The organism is bacterium (assembly GCA_030019025.1).
Classification (GTDB): Bacteria; Hydrothermota; Hydrothermia; order UBA1063; family UBA1063; genus UBA1063.
Map to the genome: position 1 here is coordinate 13,490 of JASEFR010000025.1, position 15,877 is coordinate 29,366.

The 15,877-nt window shown below is 39.1% G+C and carries 14 protein-coding genes and 1 riboswitch; of the genes, 8 read left to right on the forward strand and 6 right to left on the reverse strand.

Annotation, left to right across the window (positions count from 1 at the left end):
* Positions 1-50 precede the first annotated feature (50 nt).
* The gene (locus tag QMD82_06935; protein MDI6851650.1) at positions 51-521 is read left to right on the forward strand and encodes a tryptophan-rich sensory protein; all 471 of its coding nucleotides are present in this window, start codon (positions 51-53) and stop codon (positions 519-521) included.
* Positions 522-547: 26 nt separating this feature from the next.
* Complete coding sequence (locus QMD82_06940) at positions 548-1,639, forward strand: glycosyltransferase family 2 protein (protein MDI6851651.1); 1,092 nt, start codon at positions 548-550, stop codon at positions 1,637-1,639.
* A 2-nt stretch (positions 1,640-1,641) separates the two neighbouring features.
* On the opposite strand, the gene QMD82_06945 is transcribed toward QMD82_06940, so the two are convergent.
* The 4 genes from QMD82_06945 to QMD82_06960 form a co-directional block, all read right to left on the reverse strand.
* Entirely contained in the window at positions 1,642-1,914 is a 273-nt protein-coding gene (locus QMD82_06945) for a cysteine-rich small domain-containing protein (GenBank protein ID MDI6851652.1), read from the reverse strand.
* 138 nt (positions 1,915-2,052) lie between these two features.
* Entirely contained in the window at positions 2,053-3,060 is a 1,008-nt protein-coding gene (locus QMD82_06950; protein ID MDI6851653.1) for a hypothetical protein, read from the reverse strand.
* A 1-nt stretch (position 3,061) separates the two neighbouring features.
* Positions 3,062-4,723, reverse strand: a complete 1,662-nt coding sequence (locus tag QMD82_06955) for a TonB-dependent receptor (protein MDI6851654.1) — start codon at positions 4,721-4,723, stop codon at positions 3,062-3,064.
* A 29-nt stretch (positions 4,724-4,752) separates the two neighbouring features.
* Positions 4,753-4,940, reverse strand: a riboswitch (cobalamin riboswitch).
* Between the two features lie 155 nt (positions 4,941-5,095).
* Positions 5,096-5,572 (reverse strand): nucleoside deaminase, encoded by a 477-nt coding sequence (locus tag QMD82_06960; GenBank protein MDI6851655.1) that lies wholly within the window; start codon positions 5,570-5,572, stop codon positions 5,096-5,098.
* A gap of 136 nt (positions 5,573-5,708) precedes the next feature.
* Between QMD82_06960 and cmk the strand changes: the two genes are divergently transcribed.
* Genes cmk through QMD82_06985 form a run of 5 tightly spaced genes read left to right on the forward strand, consistent with a single transcriptional unit; the run spans position 5,709 to position 10,791 of the window.
* Positions 5,709-6,389, forward strand: coding sequence for a (d)CMP kinase (gene cmk / locus QMD82_06965; protein ID MDI6851656.1), 681 nt, complete (start codon positions 5,709-5,711; stop codon positions 6,387-6,389).
* A complete protein-coding gene (locus tag QMD82_06970) occupies positions 6,390-7,001 on the forward strand; it encodes a lysophospholipid acyltransferase family protein (GenBank protein MDI6851657.1) in 612 nt (203 codons plus the stop codon). It abuts the gene before it with no gap.
* Positions 6,988-7,869 carry a 4-hydroxy-3-methylbut-2-enyl diphosphate reductase gene (locus tag QMD82_06975; GenBank protein MDI6851658.1) on the forward strand — a complete coding sequence of 294 codons (882 nt, stop codon included), beginning with the start codon at positions 6,988-6,990 and terminating at the stop codon, positions 7,867-7,869. Before QMD82_06970 ends, QMD82_06975 begins: the two co-directional genes overlap by 14 nt.
* Positions 7,838-9,559 (forward strand): 30S ribosomal protein S1, encoded by a 1,722-nt coding sequence (locus QMD82_06980; protein ID MDI6851659.1) that lies wholly within the window; start codon positions 7,838-7,840, stop codon positions 9,557-9,559. Before QMD82_06975 ends, QMD82_06980 begins: the two co-directional genes overlap by 32 nt.
* Before the next feature lie 20 nt (positions 9,560-9,579).
* Positions 9,580-10,791, forward strand: coding sequence for a MiaB/RimO family radical SAM methylthiotransferase (locus QMD82_06985; GenBank protein ID MDI6851660.1), 1,212 nt, complete (start codon positions 9,580-9,582; stop codon positions 10,789-10,791).
* Here the strand turns inward: QMD82_06985 and QMD82_06990 are convergent.
* Positions 10,778-11,977: a glycosyltransferase family 4 protein gene (locus QMD82_06990; GenBank protein MDI6851661.1), complete on the reverse strand. Its 1,200-nt coding sequence runs from the start codon at positions 11,975-11,977 to the stop codon at positions 10,778-10,780. The genes QMD82_06985 and QMD82_06990 overlap by 14 nt on opposite strands.
* 481 nt (positions 11,978-12,458) lie before the next feature.
* Between QMD82_06990 and QMD82_06995 the strand changes: the two genes are divergently transcribed.
* On the forward strand, positions 12,459-12,833 hold the full coding sequence (locus tag QMD82_06995) for a hypothetical protein (protein ID MDI6851662.1): 375 nt from the start codon (positions 12,459-12,461) through the stop codon (positions 12,831-12,833).
* A 1,270-nt stretch (positions 12,834-14,103) separates the two neighbouring features.
* Here QMD82_06995 and priA read toward each other — a convergent pair.
* The coding region (gene priA / locus QMD82_07000; GenBank protein ID MDI6851663.1) for a primosomal protein N' at positions 14,104-15,877 on the reverse strand (1,774 nt) is incomplete at its 5' end.

Here is a 15,877-nt window from a genome sequence, read left to right on the forward strand (position 1 = left end):
TATTACATGTTTTTTGCATTAAATTTTTTCAATATGGTAAGGAGGTGGATATGCCAAAGGGTTTAAAATTATTAATATCAGTAGCAATTCCGCTGCTGGTAGGGTTTATTGGGAGCCTATTTACATCGTCTTCTGTCAATACCTGGTATAAAGAGATTAACAGGCCTTCCTTTACTCCCCCAAGCTGGCTTTTTGCGCCTGCGTGGACACTACTTTTCATACTAATGGGACTTGCCTTTTATTATGTCTGGTTGAATAATTTTGGACATAATAGAACCTTAGTAATTGGTATTTTTGCATTGCAACTTGTCCTTAACTTGTTGTGGTCTCTTCTTTTCTTTGGCCTCAGATCGCCACTTACGGCATTAATAGAAATTGTTGTTTTGTGGTTTGTAATATTGCTTAACATAATTCTGTTTTTCAGGGTTTCAAGGGTTGCAGGGTATTTGCTTGTGCCCTACCTTTTGTGGGTAACGTTTGCAACGGTAATAAACCTTGCAATCTATCTGCTAAACCGTTAAGAAAAGATTAAATTTTTGAAGCTTTGATGAAATTGATTGTTGATGTATTTTTTTATTTACTTTCGTTAGCTGGACTATTAAAAGTGATTCAATTTTACAGGAAAAAATCCCTTCCAAAACTTCAGAAGACTTCAATTTCTATAATCATACCCGTAAGGAATGAAGAAAGAAGATTGCCACGGCTTCTTGAATCCATTAAAAATCAAACAAAGCGTCCCCTTGAAGTTATAGTAGTAAACGATGGTTCCGAAGATAACACCCACAGAATTGCTCTTAGTTATGATGTAAAGTTGATTCATGCCCAATTAATTCCAGGATGGACAGGCAAGAGTTATGCGTGTTACATCGGTGCAAGAGAGGCAAAAGGTGATGTTATGCTTTTCTTGGACGCCGATGTGGTTTTAAAGGAAGATTTTTTGGAGAAAATTGGTGGAAAAATATCTGATACAACCGTATTTTCTATTCAACCTTACCACAAGGTTGTTAAATTTTATGAACACTTTTCACTTTTCTTTAATCTCGTTTCTTTACTGGGGATTCTTGGGAAACAACTCGATTCAAGTGCACATTTTGCTTATGGTTTATTCGGGCCTTGTATTTTCTTTCCTAAGAAACTTTATGAGGAAACAGGAGGGCATTCATTGGTTAAAGATAGTATTGTTGAAGACTTAGACCTTGGGGTGGAGTTGCAAAAAAGGGGTATCCAGGTCCTTACTTTGCCCCATAATCGATTAGTTAGTTATAGAATGTATGAATATGGCATAAAAAGTCTGGTCTTTGGGTGGGTAAAAAATTTTTCGGAAGGAGCTGCTAAAGCCCCCTTTATCTCTATTCTGCAAGTAGTTGGAATAGTTGCGACCTCCTTTATGCTAACCTTTATGCTAAAAGGCAAGGTTTTTTTAGAAGGATGGACATTAATTTCTTATTTGTTCCTTTTTGCCTATCTTACTTACCTCTTTTTTGTTTTTCTTGCTCTTAAAGAAATTGGTTCAGCCAATTTACTTGATATTATACTGTGGCCTTTACATTCATTGTTTTTTACTTTTGTTTTTGTTCTTTCTCTAATTTTAAAAATTGCTGGCGTAAAGGTTCTATGGAAGGGCAGAAAGGGGGGGTAAAATCAGATCTTAAATTCCTTTTTAAGAAAATTTTCTACAAATTGGCTACGATGGGGAATCAGGCATTTGGAGCAGTCCCAGTAACCATATTCATTCCTCGTGCCGTAAGGGGAATTAATTTTACACCCCCCAAATTTTTTATGCTCCTCATCCCACAGTCCGTAATCAAAAAAAGGACATCCGCAGAAGAAACAGTTTAATTCTTCTTCGGCCATTTCGTGACACCTTTCGCTGGTTTTGTAAAGAGGGCAGAAATCGGGTTCTCGCACTTTCATATTCTTGTACGTGAAATACTTGGTTATCTCCGATGGCTTTACAAGACGATTCTTTTCAACGATTTCTGCCCTCTTTTTTGTAAAATCCCTGTACCATTTTATCAGAGGGTTTTCAAAGTCGAGGTTCAGGTTGACCTCCTATTCTCTATAAATTCCTATGGGTCCAACCCCTTTGGCCAGTCCAGCATTTATGGGATTGTAAACTGTATTGCTGTCGACATCTACAAAGAAAATGTAATTAGAATCAGATGCGTTGAAGATCGATACAATGGCTGTGTTTCCATCTTTGATAATTCTGGATGCCCCATAAATTATCATTACTGTGTCAAGGATGGAATTGTTTTGTATTCGGAAAATACCATTCATAAAGTCGGTAAAGATCAAAGTTCCTTTTGAGAATACTTCAAAATCTCCAGGATAAAATTCCACTTTTATTGAGTCCTCTATTGTGAGGGTAGAAGGATTTAAGATGTAAAAGGCGCCTGTATTGCCTCCATAATCTCCTGTGCAGCATACCCAGAGTTTGTTATCTCTTATTTTCAGTACTTGAGGGTTTTTGCCGACCTTAATGGAATCAATGGAGAAGCCAGCCGTGTTCTTCTGAATTGTATAAACATAGCCATCACCGTAGGTATAATCCTGTATGTTGAATCCCGTCGAAGCGACAAAGATTTTACCATTATATGTGGTTATTCCTTCTGGCCAGTTACCAGTGGTAAAGGAATCAACAGGCAAAAAATTCTGGTTTAACTCATAAACCATATTGTTAGCCGCTAATGTAACGTAATAATTCCCATTCATATAGGCGATAGAGTAAGGGTTTGAGCCTATGGGAAGAGATTTTCTACTTAAAAGCTGCATCTGAGATAGGTCGATTATATCCAACGCAGGAACTCCTTGAAAACCTGAATTTACAATGATTCCTGTAGTGCCAAGTGTCAATAGATCGTTGGGGGTTCTCCCCGTTGTTAATATATCTTCGTAAAGAGTGTCCTTATCCATGTCATAAAATGAGACTGTCTCAGAAAGGGTGTTTACGATGACGAGATAGTTTTTAAGTACGGGTAGGTATTCATCAGCCTTTTTACAAGAGGAAAGGCTTAATAGAGCGGCAATTATGACAATACCTATTGTTTTTTTGTGCATACTACCTCCTCCTTTTTATGGTGATTTCAAAGAATATCTCCCGGCCGGGGTTAGGGAAGCCCCTTAATATTTCATAATTTATGTCTAAAAGGTTTTCTGTACCTGCCTCCAAAAAAAATTCTTTATTCCCGAAGACAACGTTTTTACTGATTGAAAGATTTATTAAATATACGGGAGGTAACATCTTTGGACTATTTGCTCTTTCTGGACGTTTTCCAATATAGCTAATTTCTATATTTACCGGACCAATCCCAATAATGCCGTTTAAAGTCAATGTTGGCCTGTAAAAGAAAGGGGTTCCGTTTAATCTGGAGTCTTGTAAGTTTAGGTCAAATTCTGCGTAATAAAGCCCTTTTCGGGGTTTTAAAACTGTTTCAAGGCCGACGCCCTTATGGACCAAGAGCGCAAAGTTTTTTGGCATATACTTGTCTTCTTGGATCCAAAGAATTCCGTCTTTTATCTTTTTGAGGAAACAATATAAATTTACATAGTAATTCGGCGTGATCTTGCGGAGGCCGGCGTCCAGATTCAGTGAACTCTCGGGTTTAAGTTCTGAGTTGCCGCGTGCGAAGTTGTCTTCAGGCCAGTAAAGTTCATTCAAAGTGGGATTTCTGTGATTTAAAGAAATGGTTAGGAAGTTGTACAAGTTAGAATTTATTTTGCTGCTGAGAGAAATGGCGAGGTTTGGGGATATGGTTTTGAAAGTATGATTGTATTTAAGGTTGAAGGTTGACCATAATTCAAACCTGCCATTAAATTTTCTTATAAAAAGGGCTTTACCAAAGACTTCTTTAATAATGCGCTTGCCGATTTTGGTAGAATTTGCACCATATATGTGGGTTCCTACTTCTAATTTTTCCCCTTTTATAACCCCTCTAAGGAATAGGGTTTTGTGCAAGTCAGAAAAACCTGAAGAGTTATAGGTTTGAGAAGTGTAAGTAGAAGAGAGTTCGAGATTAAAATGCACAAGAGAAAAGTTAAAATTAGTGCCCGTGAGGAACTCGTAACGCTCCCCTGTTGAAAAACTTCCCAGGGGCCCTGGTGCTCCAGCTTTTCTCTTTATAAAAAGGATATTGCCTGCCTTAAATTTTGAAAAAAATCCAAATTTTTCATCGTGAGTATTCTTTACCCAGAGATCTATATCTTCGTACTTTATGGGAAAAGAATCCGCAAAGGACTCGTAGAAAAAAGTTAAGGTAAAGCTCTTGTTGTTAACAAAGCCGAGATTTATCGCCTTTCTAAGGCTGGAAAATTGCACTTTCAGTGGCTCATTTGATGGAATTAAGTTTACAGTTCCACCAATACCTGCAAGTCCACTAATTGGACTTGAACTATGTATTATTTCCAACATTTCTGTCAGGTTTTTGGGAATTATTGAGAGTTCTTGATAACCCAGCATGGGATTTATTAGTGGAATTCCGTCAAAAAGGAGAAGGTTCTCCTCGGTCGATGTGCCACCTAAGGAGGGAGATGAGAGGTTGTACCCCTGAAAAATTAGAAGATTTGAGAAAACTGGTTTATTACTGAAAGTAAAGGATTTTATTGCATAGTTGAAAGGAATCTGAAAACGGGAATAAATCCTGCCGGAAACGGCATAGCTGTAAATAGTATCCTGAATTTCAAAGAACGGCAAGATAGAAACAAACAAAAGTAAAAATTGCATCTAAACCTCCTTCCCCTCACCCCGGGGGTGGGTTTCACCTATCCGGATTCGGGTCTCCCGGCTCGTGGCACCTTCCTCGCCTTCCCAGGGAAAGAGCTTTCACCCTTTTCCCCAGTGGCATTCTGAGGGAGGCCTTGAAGCCACTCACGGTTGCGGGGGCAGCGTGGGATTTTCACCCACTTCCCCTCATCCGGACGATTCCAAAGAACAAATGAATTATAATAGGTGAAAGATGGATGTCAAAAAGGCTTTATAGAATTGAGATACGGTATTCTGTTTAGATGGAGATACTCTAACTTGATATAAGTCTTTTAGTTCATCTTTTTTATCCCCAAAATGGCTAATCAAGGGGATGTTTTTTAACCTTTAGCTTTAATATGGTATTTTATCCTCTTTTTTAATCCATGAATCGAAAGGCCTCATTTTTTCAGGTAGGTCCAGTCTTATCATCTTTATTTTTCTCTCTTCTGGCTTCTTGCAAATTTCTTCGTAGAACTCGAGGTCGTCAAACCCTGCATTTTTAGCGTCTTCTCTTGTAGCTGCAAAGTAAATTTTGTCAATTCTTGCCCAATATATAGCCCCGAGGCACATAGGACATGGTTCGCAGGAGGTGTATATTTCCGTCCCGTGGAGATTAAAGGTGTTCAGATTTCGGGTGGCCTCTCTTATGGCAACTATTTCTGCATGTGCTGTTGGGTCATTTGTTGAAGTAACCAGGTTGGTTCCCTTTCCGACTATTTTACCGTCTTTTACAATGATAGCGGCGAAAGGTCCACCTCGTCCTTCTTTGACATTTTTTTCAGCCATCTCAAGAACCATTTTCATAAACTTTAGCTTTTCTTCTGTCATACCTCTCACCTTTTAGAGCAGTAAATATTAAAGCAACTGTTTCGAATTGACAGGTCCAACGTTTTTAATAAAATACTTAATTCATATTTAGAGCACTTTATTGAATACACGAGTTCTCTTAATTATACTTTTAGCGATGAAACCAAATTTGAAGATAGCGATAGATGGTCCTGCTGGTGCGGGGAAAACTACTACTGCAAGACTTGTTGCTAAAGCACTGGGTTTACTTCACGTTGATACGGGGGCGATGTACAGAGCGGTTGCCCTTGCGGTTTTAAGGAAAGGGGTAGACCCTGCCGATGGGGAAGCAGTAAAAAAGGTTGTTGAAGGTGTAAGAATTGACCAGAAGGTTATAAATGACGAGGTCAGAACTTACCTTGATGGAGAGGATGTGTCTTCCAGTATAAGGACTCCTGAAGTGGATAAGGTAGTATCGGTTATTTCGGCGTACCCTTTCGTGAGGCAGAAAATGGTTGAATTACAAAGAAAGATGGCTCAAAAAGGCGGAGTCGTGATAGAAGGGAGAGATATAGGTACGGTTGTATTACCCGATGCTGACCTAAAGGTCTTTATGAAAGCTTCACCAGAAGAAAGGGCAAGAAGGCGTCTAAAGGAATTGGAGTTGCGAGGAATTAGAGCAGATTTTGATAAGATCCTCGAAGAAATAAAAAAAAGAGATGAGATGGATTCAACGAGAGACTATGCTCCTTTGAAAATCCCTGAAGATGCCTTTATATTAGATACAACAAATCTTTCTATTGAGGAACAAGTAAATTTGATTCTAAAGGAGGTAAAAAGGCGTTTCAGCCTTTCGTAGATGAGTTTAAAGTGGATTCTGGCAAAAATTCTTCTTTACATTCCTTTTAAATTTGTGTTTCGGTTTAAGGTATTTGGGAGTCAGAACATCCCTAAGAAAGGACCTTGTATCATTTGTGTAAACCACACATCCTTTTGGGATCCTCCCTTTGTAGGATTTGCATCTCCCAGAGAGTTACATTTTCTTGCAAAAAAAGAACTTTTTGAGAATGTAAAGGCTTTTGGTATGCTAATCTCTTTTTACAATGCAATTCCTATTGATAGGGAAAATTCTCTTTCTGGCTTGAAAAAAGCCATGGACATACTAAAGGAGGGTAAAGCCCTTGTTATTTTTCCGGAGGGTACAAGAAACAGAACGAAAAACAAATTCTTGTTGCCTCTTAAGGAAGGTGCAGCCTTGCTCTCTCTGAAAATGAATGTGCCTATAATTCCAGCTTTTTTGTTCGAGAGTAAGGGCAAGGTACTTGACTGGATTACCGGAAAGAGAATGTTGAGAATTAGGTTTGGTAAGGCCATTCTTCCCGTTTATTATAGGAGTAATTCCCAACACCCAGTTAAGGAACTAACAAAGGATATAGAATGGAGGATGAGAGAGCTTTATGCCAGAGGTTAAATTAACCGAAGAATACGGTTTTTGCTTTGGCGTGAGAAGAGCCCTTGAAATTGCGAGAAGAATTTTAAAAGAGGGTAAGAGTTTTGACTCCCTTGGCCCTATAATCCACAATGAGTACGTGGTTGACCAGCTTAGAAAAGAAGGAGTTGAAGTTGTTAATAACATCGAAGAGAGTAAAAAGAATTTAATTCTTGTAAGAACTCACGGAGTTCCACCCGAGATATACGACAAGGCAAAGTCCTTAGGGAAAGATTTAATCGATTGCACCTGTCCTTTTGTTTCTAATGCTCAGAAGTGGGCAAAGAAGTTTTACGAAGAGGGTTATGTCGTTATTGTGATAGGGAAGAGAGACCATCCAGAGGTTGTCGGAATTGTTGGACATACGGGTGGAAATGCCATCGTGGTTTCCTCTTCTCAGGATTTAAGTGATGATCTTATAAGGAACAAAAAGGTTGGAGTCGTCGCCCAGACTACTTCAAGGCTTGATGTGATTCAGGATGTTATAAATAAGCTTGTTGAGGAGGCCAGCGAGGTTCGTTTTGCCAATACCCGTTGTAATACTACTCAGAAAAGGCAGGAGCAGGTTGAGGAGTTATCAAAAGAGGTAGAGGTTATTGTAATTGTGGGAGGGAAGAATAGCTCAAATACGCGAAGACTTTTTGAGATAGCATCAAGAAACTGCAAAAAAGCTTATCTTGTTTCATCTTCTGATGAATTATCAGAGGATTGGTTTTATAATGTTAAATCTGTAGGAGTTTCGGGAGGTGCTTCAACACCCCCTGAGATGGTAGAGGAAGTTTATGAGAAAATTAAAAAATTTTTGGGAGGAGGAGGATATGGCAGAGGAAAGGTTGATGCAGGACAGTGAGTTTGAACAACTCTTGCAAGAGAGTATAGTTGTGCCAAAGGAAGGGGAAATAGTAAAAGGTACCGTTGTAAAAGTTACACCACAAGAAGTTTTCATAGACATTGGTACGAAGTCGGAGGGTGTTTGTCCGCGAGTGGAATTTAAAGATCCGGATATAAAACCAGGCGATGAGGTTTATGTTTACATTGACGCCATTGATGGGAAGGATGGCCGTACTATAGTTTCCAAGCATAAGGCAGATTTTCTGATGGTTTGGGATAGAATCAATGAGGCGTTTAAAAACGAGGAAATCGTTGAAGCGAAGGTTCTCAGACAGATAAAGGGTGGGCTTATCGTTGAGGTTTTCGGGGTGGATGCCTTCTTGCCAGGTTCCCAGATTGATGTAAAGAAGGTTAAGAACATAGGCTCCTTCGTTGGAAAGACGATACAGGTCAAGATTATCAAGCTCAATAGGCAGAGGAAAAATATAGTAGTTTCAAGGAAAGAAGTGATAGAGGCGGAACTGGAAAATCAAAAGATGAAACTCATGTCAATGAAAGTTGGTGACATTTTAGAAGGTGTAGTGAAAAATATTACAGACTTTGGAGTCTTCGTTGATGTCGGTGGTGTGGACGGCCTGATTCATATATCCGATCTTTCGTGGACCAGGGTGGACGATATCTCAAGCATAGTAAAGCCTGGTGATGTTATAAAGGTGAAGGTTCTGGATATTGATCTTGAAAACAACAGGCTTTCTTTGGGATATAAGCAGCTTCAACCCCATCCTTTCGAAAAAGTCGCAAGCAAATACCCACTCGGTTCACTCCATAAAGGCACCGTTAAGAAGATTCTGGATTTTGGTGTTATCGTTGAACTGGAGCCGGGCGTTGAGGGTCTTGTTCATATCACTGAGATGAGGTGGGGTAAACCTCCTATTCATCCCTCGGAGATGGTTAGTGAAGGTGATAAGGTGGATGTGGTAATCCTCAACGTTGATGTGGAAAAGCAGAGGATTTCACTCGGTATGAAACAGGCTACCCCGGACCCTTGGTCAATGATAGATGAGAAATACCCCGTGGGTAGCATTGTGAAGGGTACAATAAAGGATTTTGACAACCAAGGTGCTTTTATTGAACTGGAAGATGGAATTCAGGGTTATCTGCACATCGGTGATATTTCCTGGACCAAAAAGTACAAGTCACCCGAAGAGGCACTGAGGAAGGGTCAGAAACTGCGTTTCAAGGTTCTTGCCACAGATAAAAAGGGAAGAATGGTAATGCTTAGTCTCAAGCACACGAGGCCCAATCCTTGGGATGAGATTGAGAAGACTCTTCTTCCAGGTACAGAGGTTATGGCAGTGATCACTGAGATTACCGATAGAGGTGTGTACGTTGAGATTCAAGGAGCTCTTGAAGGTTTTGTCCCTGTTAACCAGCTACAAAGGAAAGGTAAGCCCGCTGAGGTTTATCAAGTTGGTGAAGAATTAAACTTAAAAGTTTTTAGGGTAGAACCTGCAAAGAAGAGAATTTTGCTTTCTGAAAAGGATTTTTACAGAGCAAAGGAAAAGGAAGAAGCTGCTGCAAAAGCAGGAGAGGCGGTTACTCCAACATTTAAGTCTGAACCGGTAAGACTTAACCTCGGCGAAATTTTAAGGCAAGAGCTCCAGAAGCTTGAAGAACTCAAACATATAATGGAAGAGCCCGAGGAGTAGAAAACGGGTAAATAAGGCCTTTGAGGTTCTTCATAAAATCTTTTGGATGCAGGCTTAATCAATATTACGCTGATTATTTTGCAAATTCAGTAATTGAAAGTGGTTTTGAATTAGTAAAGGAAGAGAAAAAGGCGGATGTTGTTGCTATTGCGAGTTGCGTTGTTACACACAAGGCAGAGAGGGATCTAAGACGCTATTTGAGCCACATAAAACGATTGTCACCCTCGGCCCAAATTGTAGTTTTCGGTTGTTATCCAAAATATGAAAAGGAAATTGATGTATACGCTGCCGGTAACCTGAAGGATATTCTCGATATTTTGGGGTTGAAAGACCCGGGTCATTTAATTAGACCTTTACTGAGGGTTAGAGAAAACGTCAGGATACAAGAAGGTTGTAACTTCCGCTGCTCTTATTGCGTTGTACCCTTAGTCAGAGGTCCATCAAGATCGAGACCTGAGGACGAGATTCTGAGAGAAGTAGAAAGTTTATATAGAAACGGTGTTGTGGAAGTGGTGCTAACCGGGATTCAAACGGGAGCTTGGGGACGAGAGTGGGGAAAGAGGCTTGCGAATTTAGCTATGAAGATAAAGAAGAGATTTCCCGATCTAAGACTCAGACTCTCATCAATTTCACCAATTCATATTGATGAGGACATTATAGAACTTCTAAGAACAAAAGTTATACTACCTCATCTTCATCTGCCATTACAACATGGGTCAGAAAAAGTGTTGAGAGAAATGAAAAGGCCTTATAAGTTGAACTATTATGTAGAACTTATTGGAAAGCTGGTGGAAAATGTCCCTGAAATTGCAATAGGTTCTGATATTATCGTGGGTTTCCCTACCGAAAATGATGAGGATTTTGAAAAGTCAGTTGATTTGATAGAGAGGCTTCCTTTTGCGTACCTTCATATTTTCGAGTTCTCGAGAAGAAAAGGGACAGAAGCTTACAAAATGAAACCATTACCTTCTGAAACAGTCAGGAAGAGGAAGGATATTCTATTGCCTATTGCGAAGGGTAAAAAGCTCGATTTTTTAAAAAAGAATCTTGGAAGAGAAATGGGCTGGGTTGTTGAAAATCAGAAAGGGGACGTTTTTGAAGGCACTACTGATAATTACATAAAAGTTAAGATTCTTTCTAAGAACTTAAAGGTTGGTGAGGTCAGAAAAATAAGGCTGGTTTCAATAGCCGAAGATAATTCAAGTATGGTGGGGGAAATCATGGATGGGTGATTAAGGTCATGTAAATTTTTTCCATCTTTCCCGCAATATTTTCCCAGGAAAAGTTCTTAAGAATGTGCTTTTGCCCTTCTTCTACAAGCTTTTTTCTAAGTTCAGGGTTTTCAATAAGCAATGTTATTTTCTCTGCCAGTTCGAAGTGGTTACCGGGTTCAAAGAGAAGACCTGTCTTTCCATCTATTATAATATCCGTGATACCGCCAATTCGGGAACCTATAACTGGAACTCCGTGAGATAGGGCCTCAATTAAGACTACGCCCAATCCTTCGGTTTCGCCGGTTTTGGTTTTTATGGAAGGCAGTACAAAGATAGTGGCTTGATTGTAGGCTTCAAGTAAGGGCTTTCCAACTAAAAACCCTTGAAATTTTACATTACCTTCCAGTTTCAACTCATTAACAATTTTTATGAGTTCTGGCTTCTGAGGACCGTCCCCCACAAGGTGTAATTCAGCGGATGGATGTTTTTTGACAATCTCTGCAAAAGCTTTTATTAGAACGGGTAGGCCTTTGACTTCAACGAATCTGCCGACAAAGAGGATGTATATTTTGTCTTTTTTCACGTATAGTCTTAATTCTGTGGAGTGCGGGTTAGAAAGGGGAATTATCTCAATATTTTTTTGAATACCAAGATTTATGAGCCTGCCTTTGTTGTATGATGAATTGGTAATAACCTGATCGGAGAAGGTGTTGATTAACCATATGAAAATTTTTTTTAAGATTTTGTTAAATCTCTCCAGCATACCAATTTCCGAGCCGTGAAATTGGGAAATAACCTTTGAATTTTGAAAGATTTTAAACGGCATCGCAAAAATTATGTGGGGCATTGGCCAGTGGACGTGAACGATTTTAAAATGTTTTGTGAGAGCAAGATAGACGGCATTACTCAAACCGAAGAGAATGTAAAACAATGTCAAAATTTTATAAATGGCTCCCTCTTTCAATTTCTCATAAACACCCGTGTCATGGGTTAGAAACTCTGCCTTTGCTGGAGCATATCGGAACCTGTAAATTTTGAAATTTTTAAATTTTCTCTGTTTTAAACCCTTGTAAGAGGAAGTAAAAACTGTAAAGGTGAAACCACGGTTTTCAAGGTGTTCCATTAATTTCACCAGCCACGGGGTGATTACATCATTTTCATGTCTGGGGAAAGCGGTACTAATAAAAAGGACCTCTTTTTTCATGGATTTTTAAATTATAACGTAATTTTTTTGAATTTCACTGCTTACCTTTCTCCTACTAATTTGATTGTTTGCCAATGACCAGTTAAACTAAAGGAACCCATGAGGATGGTTGTATTTGGTTTATTTTTCTTTCTTTATCTTTCTGTTGGTCCGCTCTAATTCTCTTTGATTATACGAAAAATGAAACTGCAGGCAATGCAGATTGGGTTGTAGATCACGATTATCCTTATCCCCTCCCATCAACTCCAACTTTTCCAACTTCTTGGGATGGAGCCATTTCGTCTTTGGGCTATGCCCTTTATCGCTCTGGTTATCAAGTCTTTACTTTAACTCAAACATTCGGGATTACATACGGTAATGTTAACAATCCTTTCAACCTGTCAAATTTTGATGTTTTCGTAATGGTTAAACCTCAAAATGCTCTAAGTATTGATGAGGTAAACGCGATATTAAATTTTATTGAGAATGGAGGGGGTTTTTTATGGTAGCTGACCACTATTCCTCCGATAGGGATAATGATGGTTGGGATTCCCTCAGGGTTTTTAATGCCGCTTTCGAAAATCATCTTGGAATTCATTTCAATGTGGAAGGTGAAAGGCCAAACAGTTGGACTGGTCAATCGTCAAATATTTCAAGAGATGAAGGTAATGCCATTTACAAAGGGTCTTTTGGTACCGTTGAATCAATAGGTTTTTGGAGAGGTACGTGTATAACTATAATACCCAGTTTAAATTCCACAAGTTTATGGGCTTGTCTGGGTACCGGGTTCCGCAAGAGATATAGACAGTATCATGTTTTGCTAAGGCTACTATGTAAGTGGAAGATTTGTCGGGTTGGGAGATTCCTCTCCTTGTGATGACGGAACGGGTAACCCAGGTGATAATCTTTATAACAATTGGGGCAACTACAGCGACTCAGTATTAATTCTAAACGCCACATTGTGGCTAATTGAGAGTTCAGCGGGGGTAAGAGAAGGCTTTAATGGAGAATAGGTAGGGACGTCAGAGTTTTTGACGTTTATGGCGGTGAGGTCAATTGTGTAAGAGAAGGTTTTTATTTCCTACGAGATAGGGAAAAGGGAAAATTTAAGAGAATATTGGTGGTCAAATAAAGAACTGAGAAAATTCTTTAACGTAATATTGGCTTTTCCTTTACACTGGGTATCTTGAGTTTATATACTTTAGACATTAAACTTGTGGGATTTATTGAAGGGCCACGGGATTCTCTGGATTATATTTCTACCAGGTTTATAGAGACACCGTAGTAGAATCGATTTCGTCTCCCATAACAAGGGGAGTTATAACGCTACATATTATACCAGTTTTAAAGCAGAGAATGTGTTTATTTTAAAAAGCAGTGTCATTGCCAGGTGCTATTTGGAAGAGTATAATCAAATGTGAAGAACCACGGAAGATGTACCTGATATGTTGAATTCAAGAAGAGACAATAGAAAGTACGATGTTTGTTCTGAACCCATATTTGTTGTGGAATAAGACTCTATATGGTCTTATTTTCCTCTACAAAACCTCCCCGTTCAATATTTGCTTCAATTTGTTAATTGTGATTCCTATTCTATCGGGCATTTAATTTTTGCATACAAAAGAAGAGATCTTGCTGAGGAAGTGGCTTCGGTTTTCCATCGCGGAGTTCATGATGCTTCCGATATTGGTCATACTTATTCTTGATTTCAGCATTTAAGAGATACCGTTGGAAGCGGCCCCTTTACCCCCCAAATTATAGTCTTTTACATCACAAATTTATGGTGATTTACAGGTCATCACCATAACTAACTCTATGAATTTGAGTAATAATGGAAATCAAGAGAGTGATGAGAATATTGTAATTGTTGTGAATGCATAGTTATCCGAAGTGTACTGGGGGATTTAAAAAGAGGTGGGATGAAGCATTGGCGGTTCTGGGGGATAGTGATGCTTAAAAAACTTTGATTTTAATGGCTCGGGTCTCTTTTTGATTTCAACGATTTCCAGATTATTTCTTCCGATAGTAAGGTTGTCAAGGTGTTAATAGGAGGCTTTTTGAATGGAAGGGATTCCAAAGGGAAAGTGGTAAGGCCGGGTATATATTTTGTCGCACTATCACCGGGATCACCGCTAAAGGTGTCAAAATCAAACTAATTCCTGAGGATCAACGTCAATGGCTAAGTTGATGTTTGATGATGTCTTATAATCTCTAAGAAAATTGAGTTGTAGCACCACTTCTTTTGAGTAGTATTTTATAATTAGTCTTACAAAATAATTTCCGCCCCTTTTTGAAATTGGTGATGGGACAGGTCCCATGACTTGTAGGTCTTCAATTCCAAGAGAATTTATCTTTTCTTTAATTTTTACTGCTTCTTCAACAATTTGTTCCATCTTCTTACCAGAGAGTTCAATGAGTGTTAAATAGGAGAAGGGAGGATAGCCATATTTCTCCCTTTCCAAGAGCTCAGATTCCGCAAAGCCTTCAAAATTTAATTCTTTAACGAATTTTATTGCCCTTGAGTCTGGATTGTAAGTTTGAATTAATACCTTTCCACCTGTTCTTATTCTACCTGCAATTTGAAGAAGTAATTGGAAGACTCTTTCCTCAGAGCGAAAATCAGGCATTCCGAGTCCGATATCGGCATTTACTACACCTATAAGACCAAGGCCCGGAAAATCAAAACCTTTACCAACCATTTTTGTTCCTACGAGTAGTTTAAGCTTGCCTTCGTAGAACTCACGGAAACTATTCTGGTTGACCCCCTCCTTTATGAATGAGTCAAGGTCAAGCCTTTTTATCGTTAGGTCGTTAAAGAACCTGGAAATAGCTTCTTCGACTTTTTGGGTTCCAGTTCCCCGAAGCTGAAGTTTTATTGAACCACAGGAAGGGCAGATTTCCGGTATGTCAAAGGTTTTACCACATACATGGCAGTGCATTTTGTTATCCGTTTTATGATATACTGCGTTTACGGAGCAGTCGGGACACTGCAATATATTACCACACTCAAGGCACATTAAAAAGGTGGAGTGCCCTCTTCGATTTATGAAAAGGATAACCTGTCTATCTTTTTGTAAGGTTTTGTTTATTTCGTTGAGTAAATCGGGGGAGAGGATATATTCTCCCTTTACCTTTTTGAGGTCTATGATTTCTATTTGTGGAACCTTGTAATGTGGTACCCTTTGTTTTAGCTTGTAAAAAGCGATTTTGCCTTTTAAAGCGTTGTAATAAGACTCGAGAGAAGGACTGGCACTTCCTAAAACAACGGGGATGTTCAGTATTTCTCCAAGTTTAATTGCCACGTCTCGGGCGTGGTAAGCAGGTATTTTTTCACTTTCTTTATAAGATGTGTCATGCTCTTCATCAATGATTATAACTCCTAAATTCTGCAAGGGTACAAAAAGTGCAGAGCGTGGACCTATAAGAATTTTTCTTTTACCCTCCTTGGCTTGCTTAAATACCCATCTCCTTTCCGAATCTGAAAGGCGAGAATGATAAAACATTACCTCTCCACGAAAGATATTACTGAAATAGTTAAAAATTTGAGGTGTTAAAGCAATTTCCGGTACCATAATAAGGGCAGATTTTCCCACTTTAATAAACTCCTCAACTATCCAAGAGTACAGGCGGGTTTTTCCACTACCCGTCACGCCAAAGATTAGTGAAACCTTTGGCTTGTTTTTGAAGAAGTCATCCAATATTTCCTTTTGTGACGGAGTTGGGGTAGTGGGAATTTCAATGGGAAATGGTGTATAAAAATCCAGTTCTCTGTAACTTTTCACTCTTATGTTATCGGCAAGTTTAACGTAGCCCAATGCTTGAAGCTCTTTAAGGCTTCTTGAAACACCTGAACCAAAAAGTTTTTGAAGCCTTTTGAGGGATGCTCCGCGCGGATAGATATTTGAAAGGTATGAAATAACT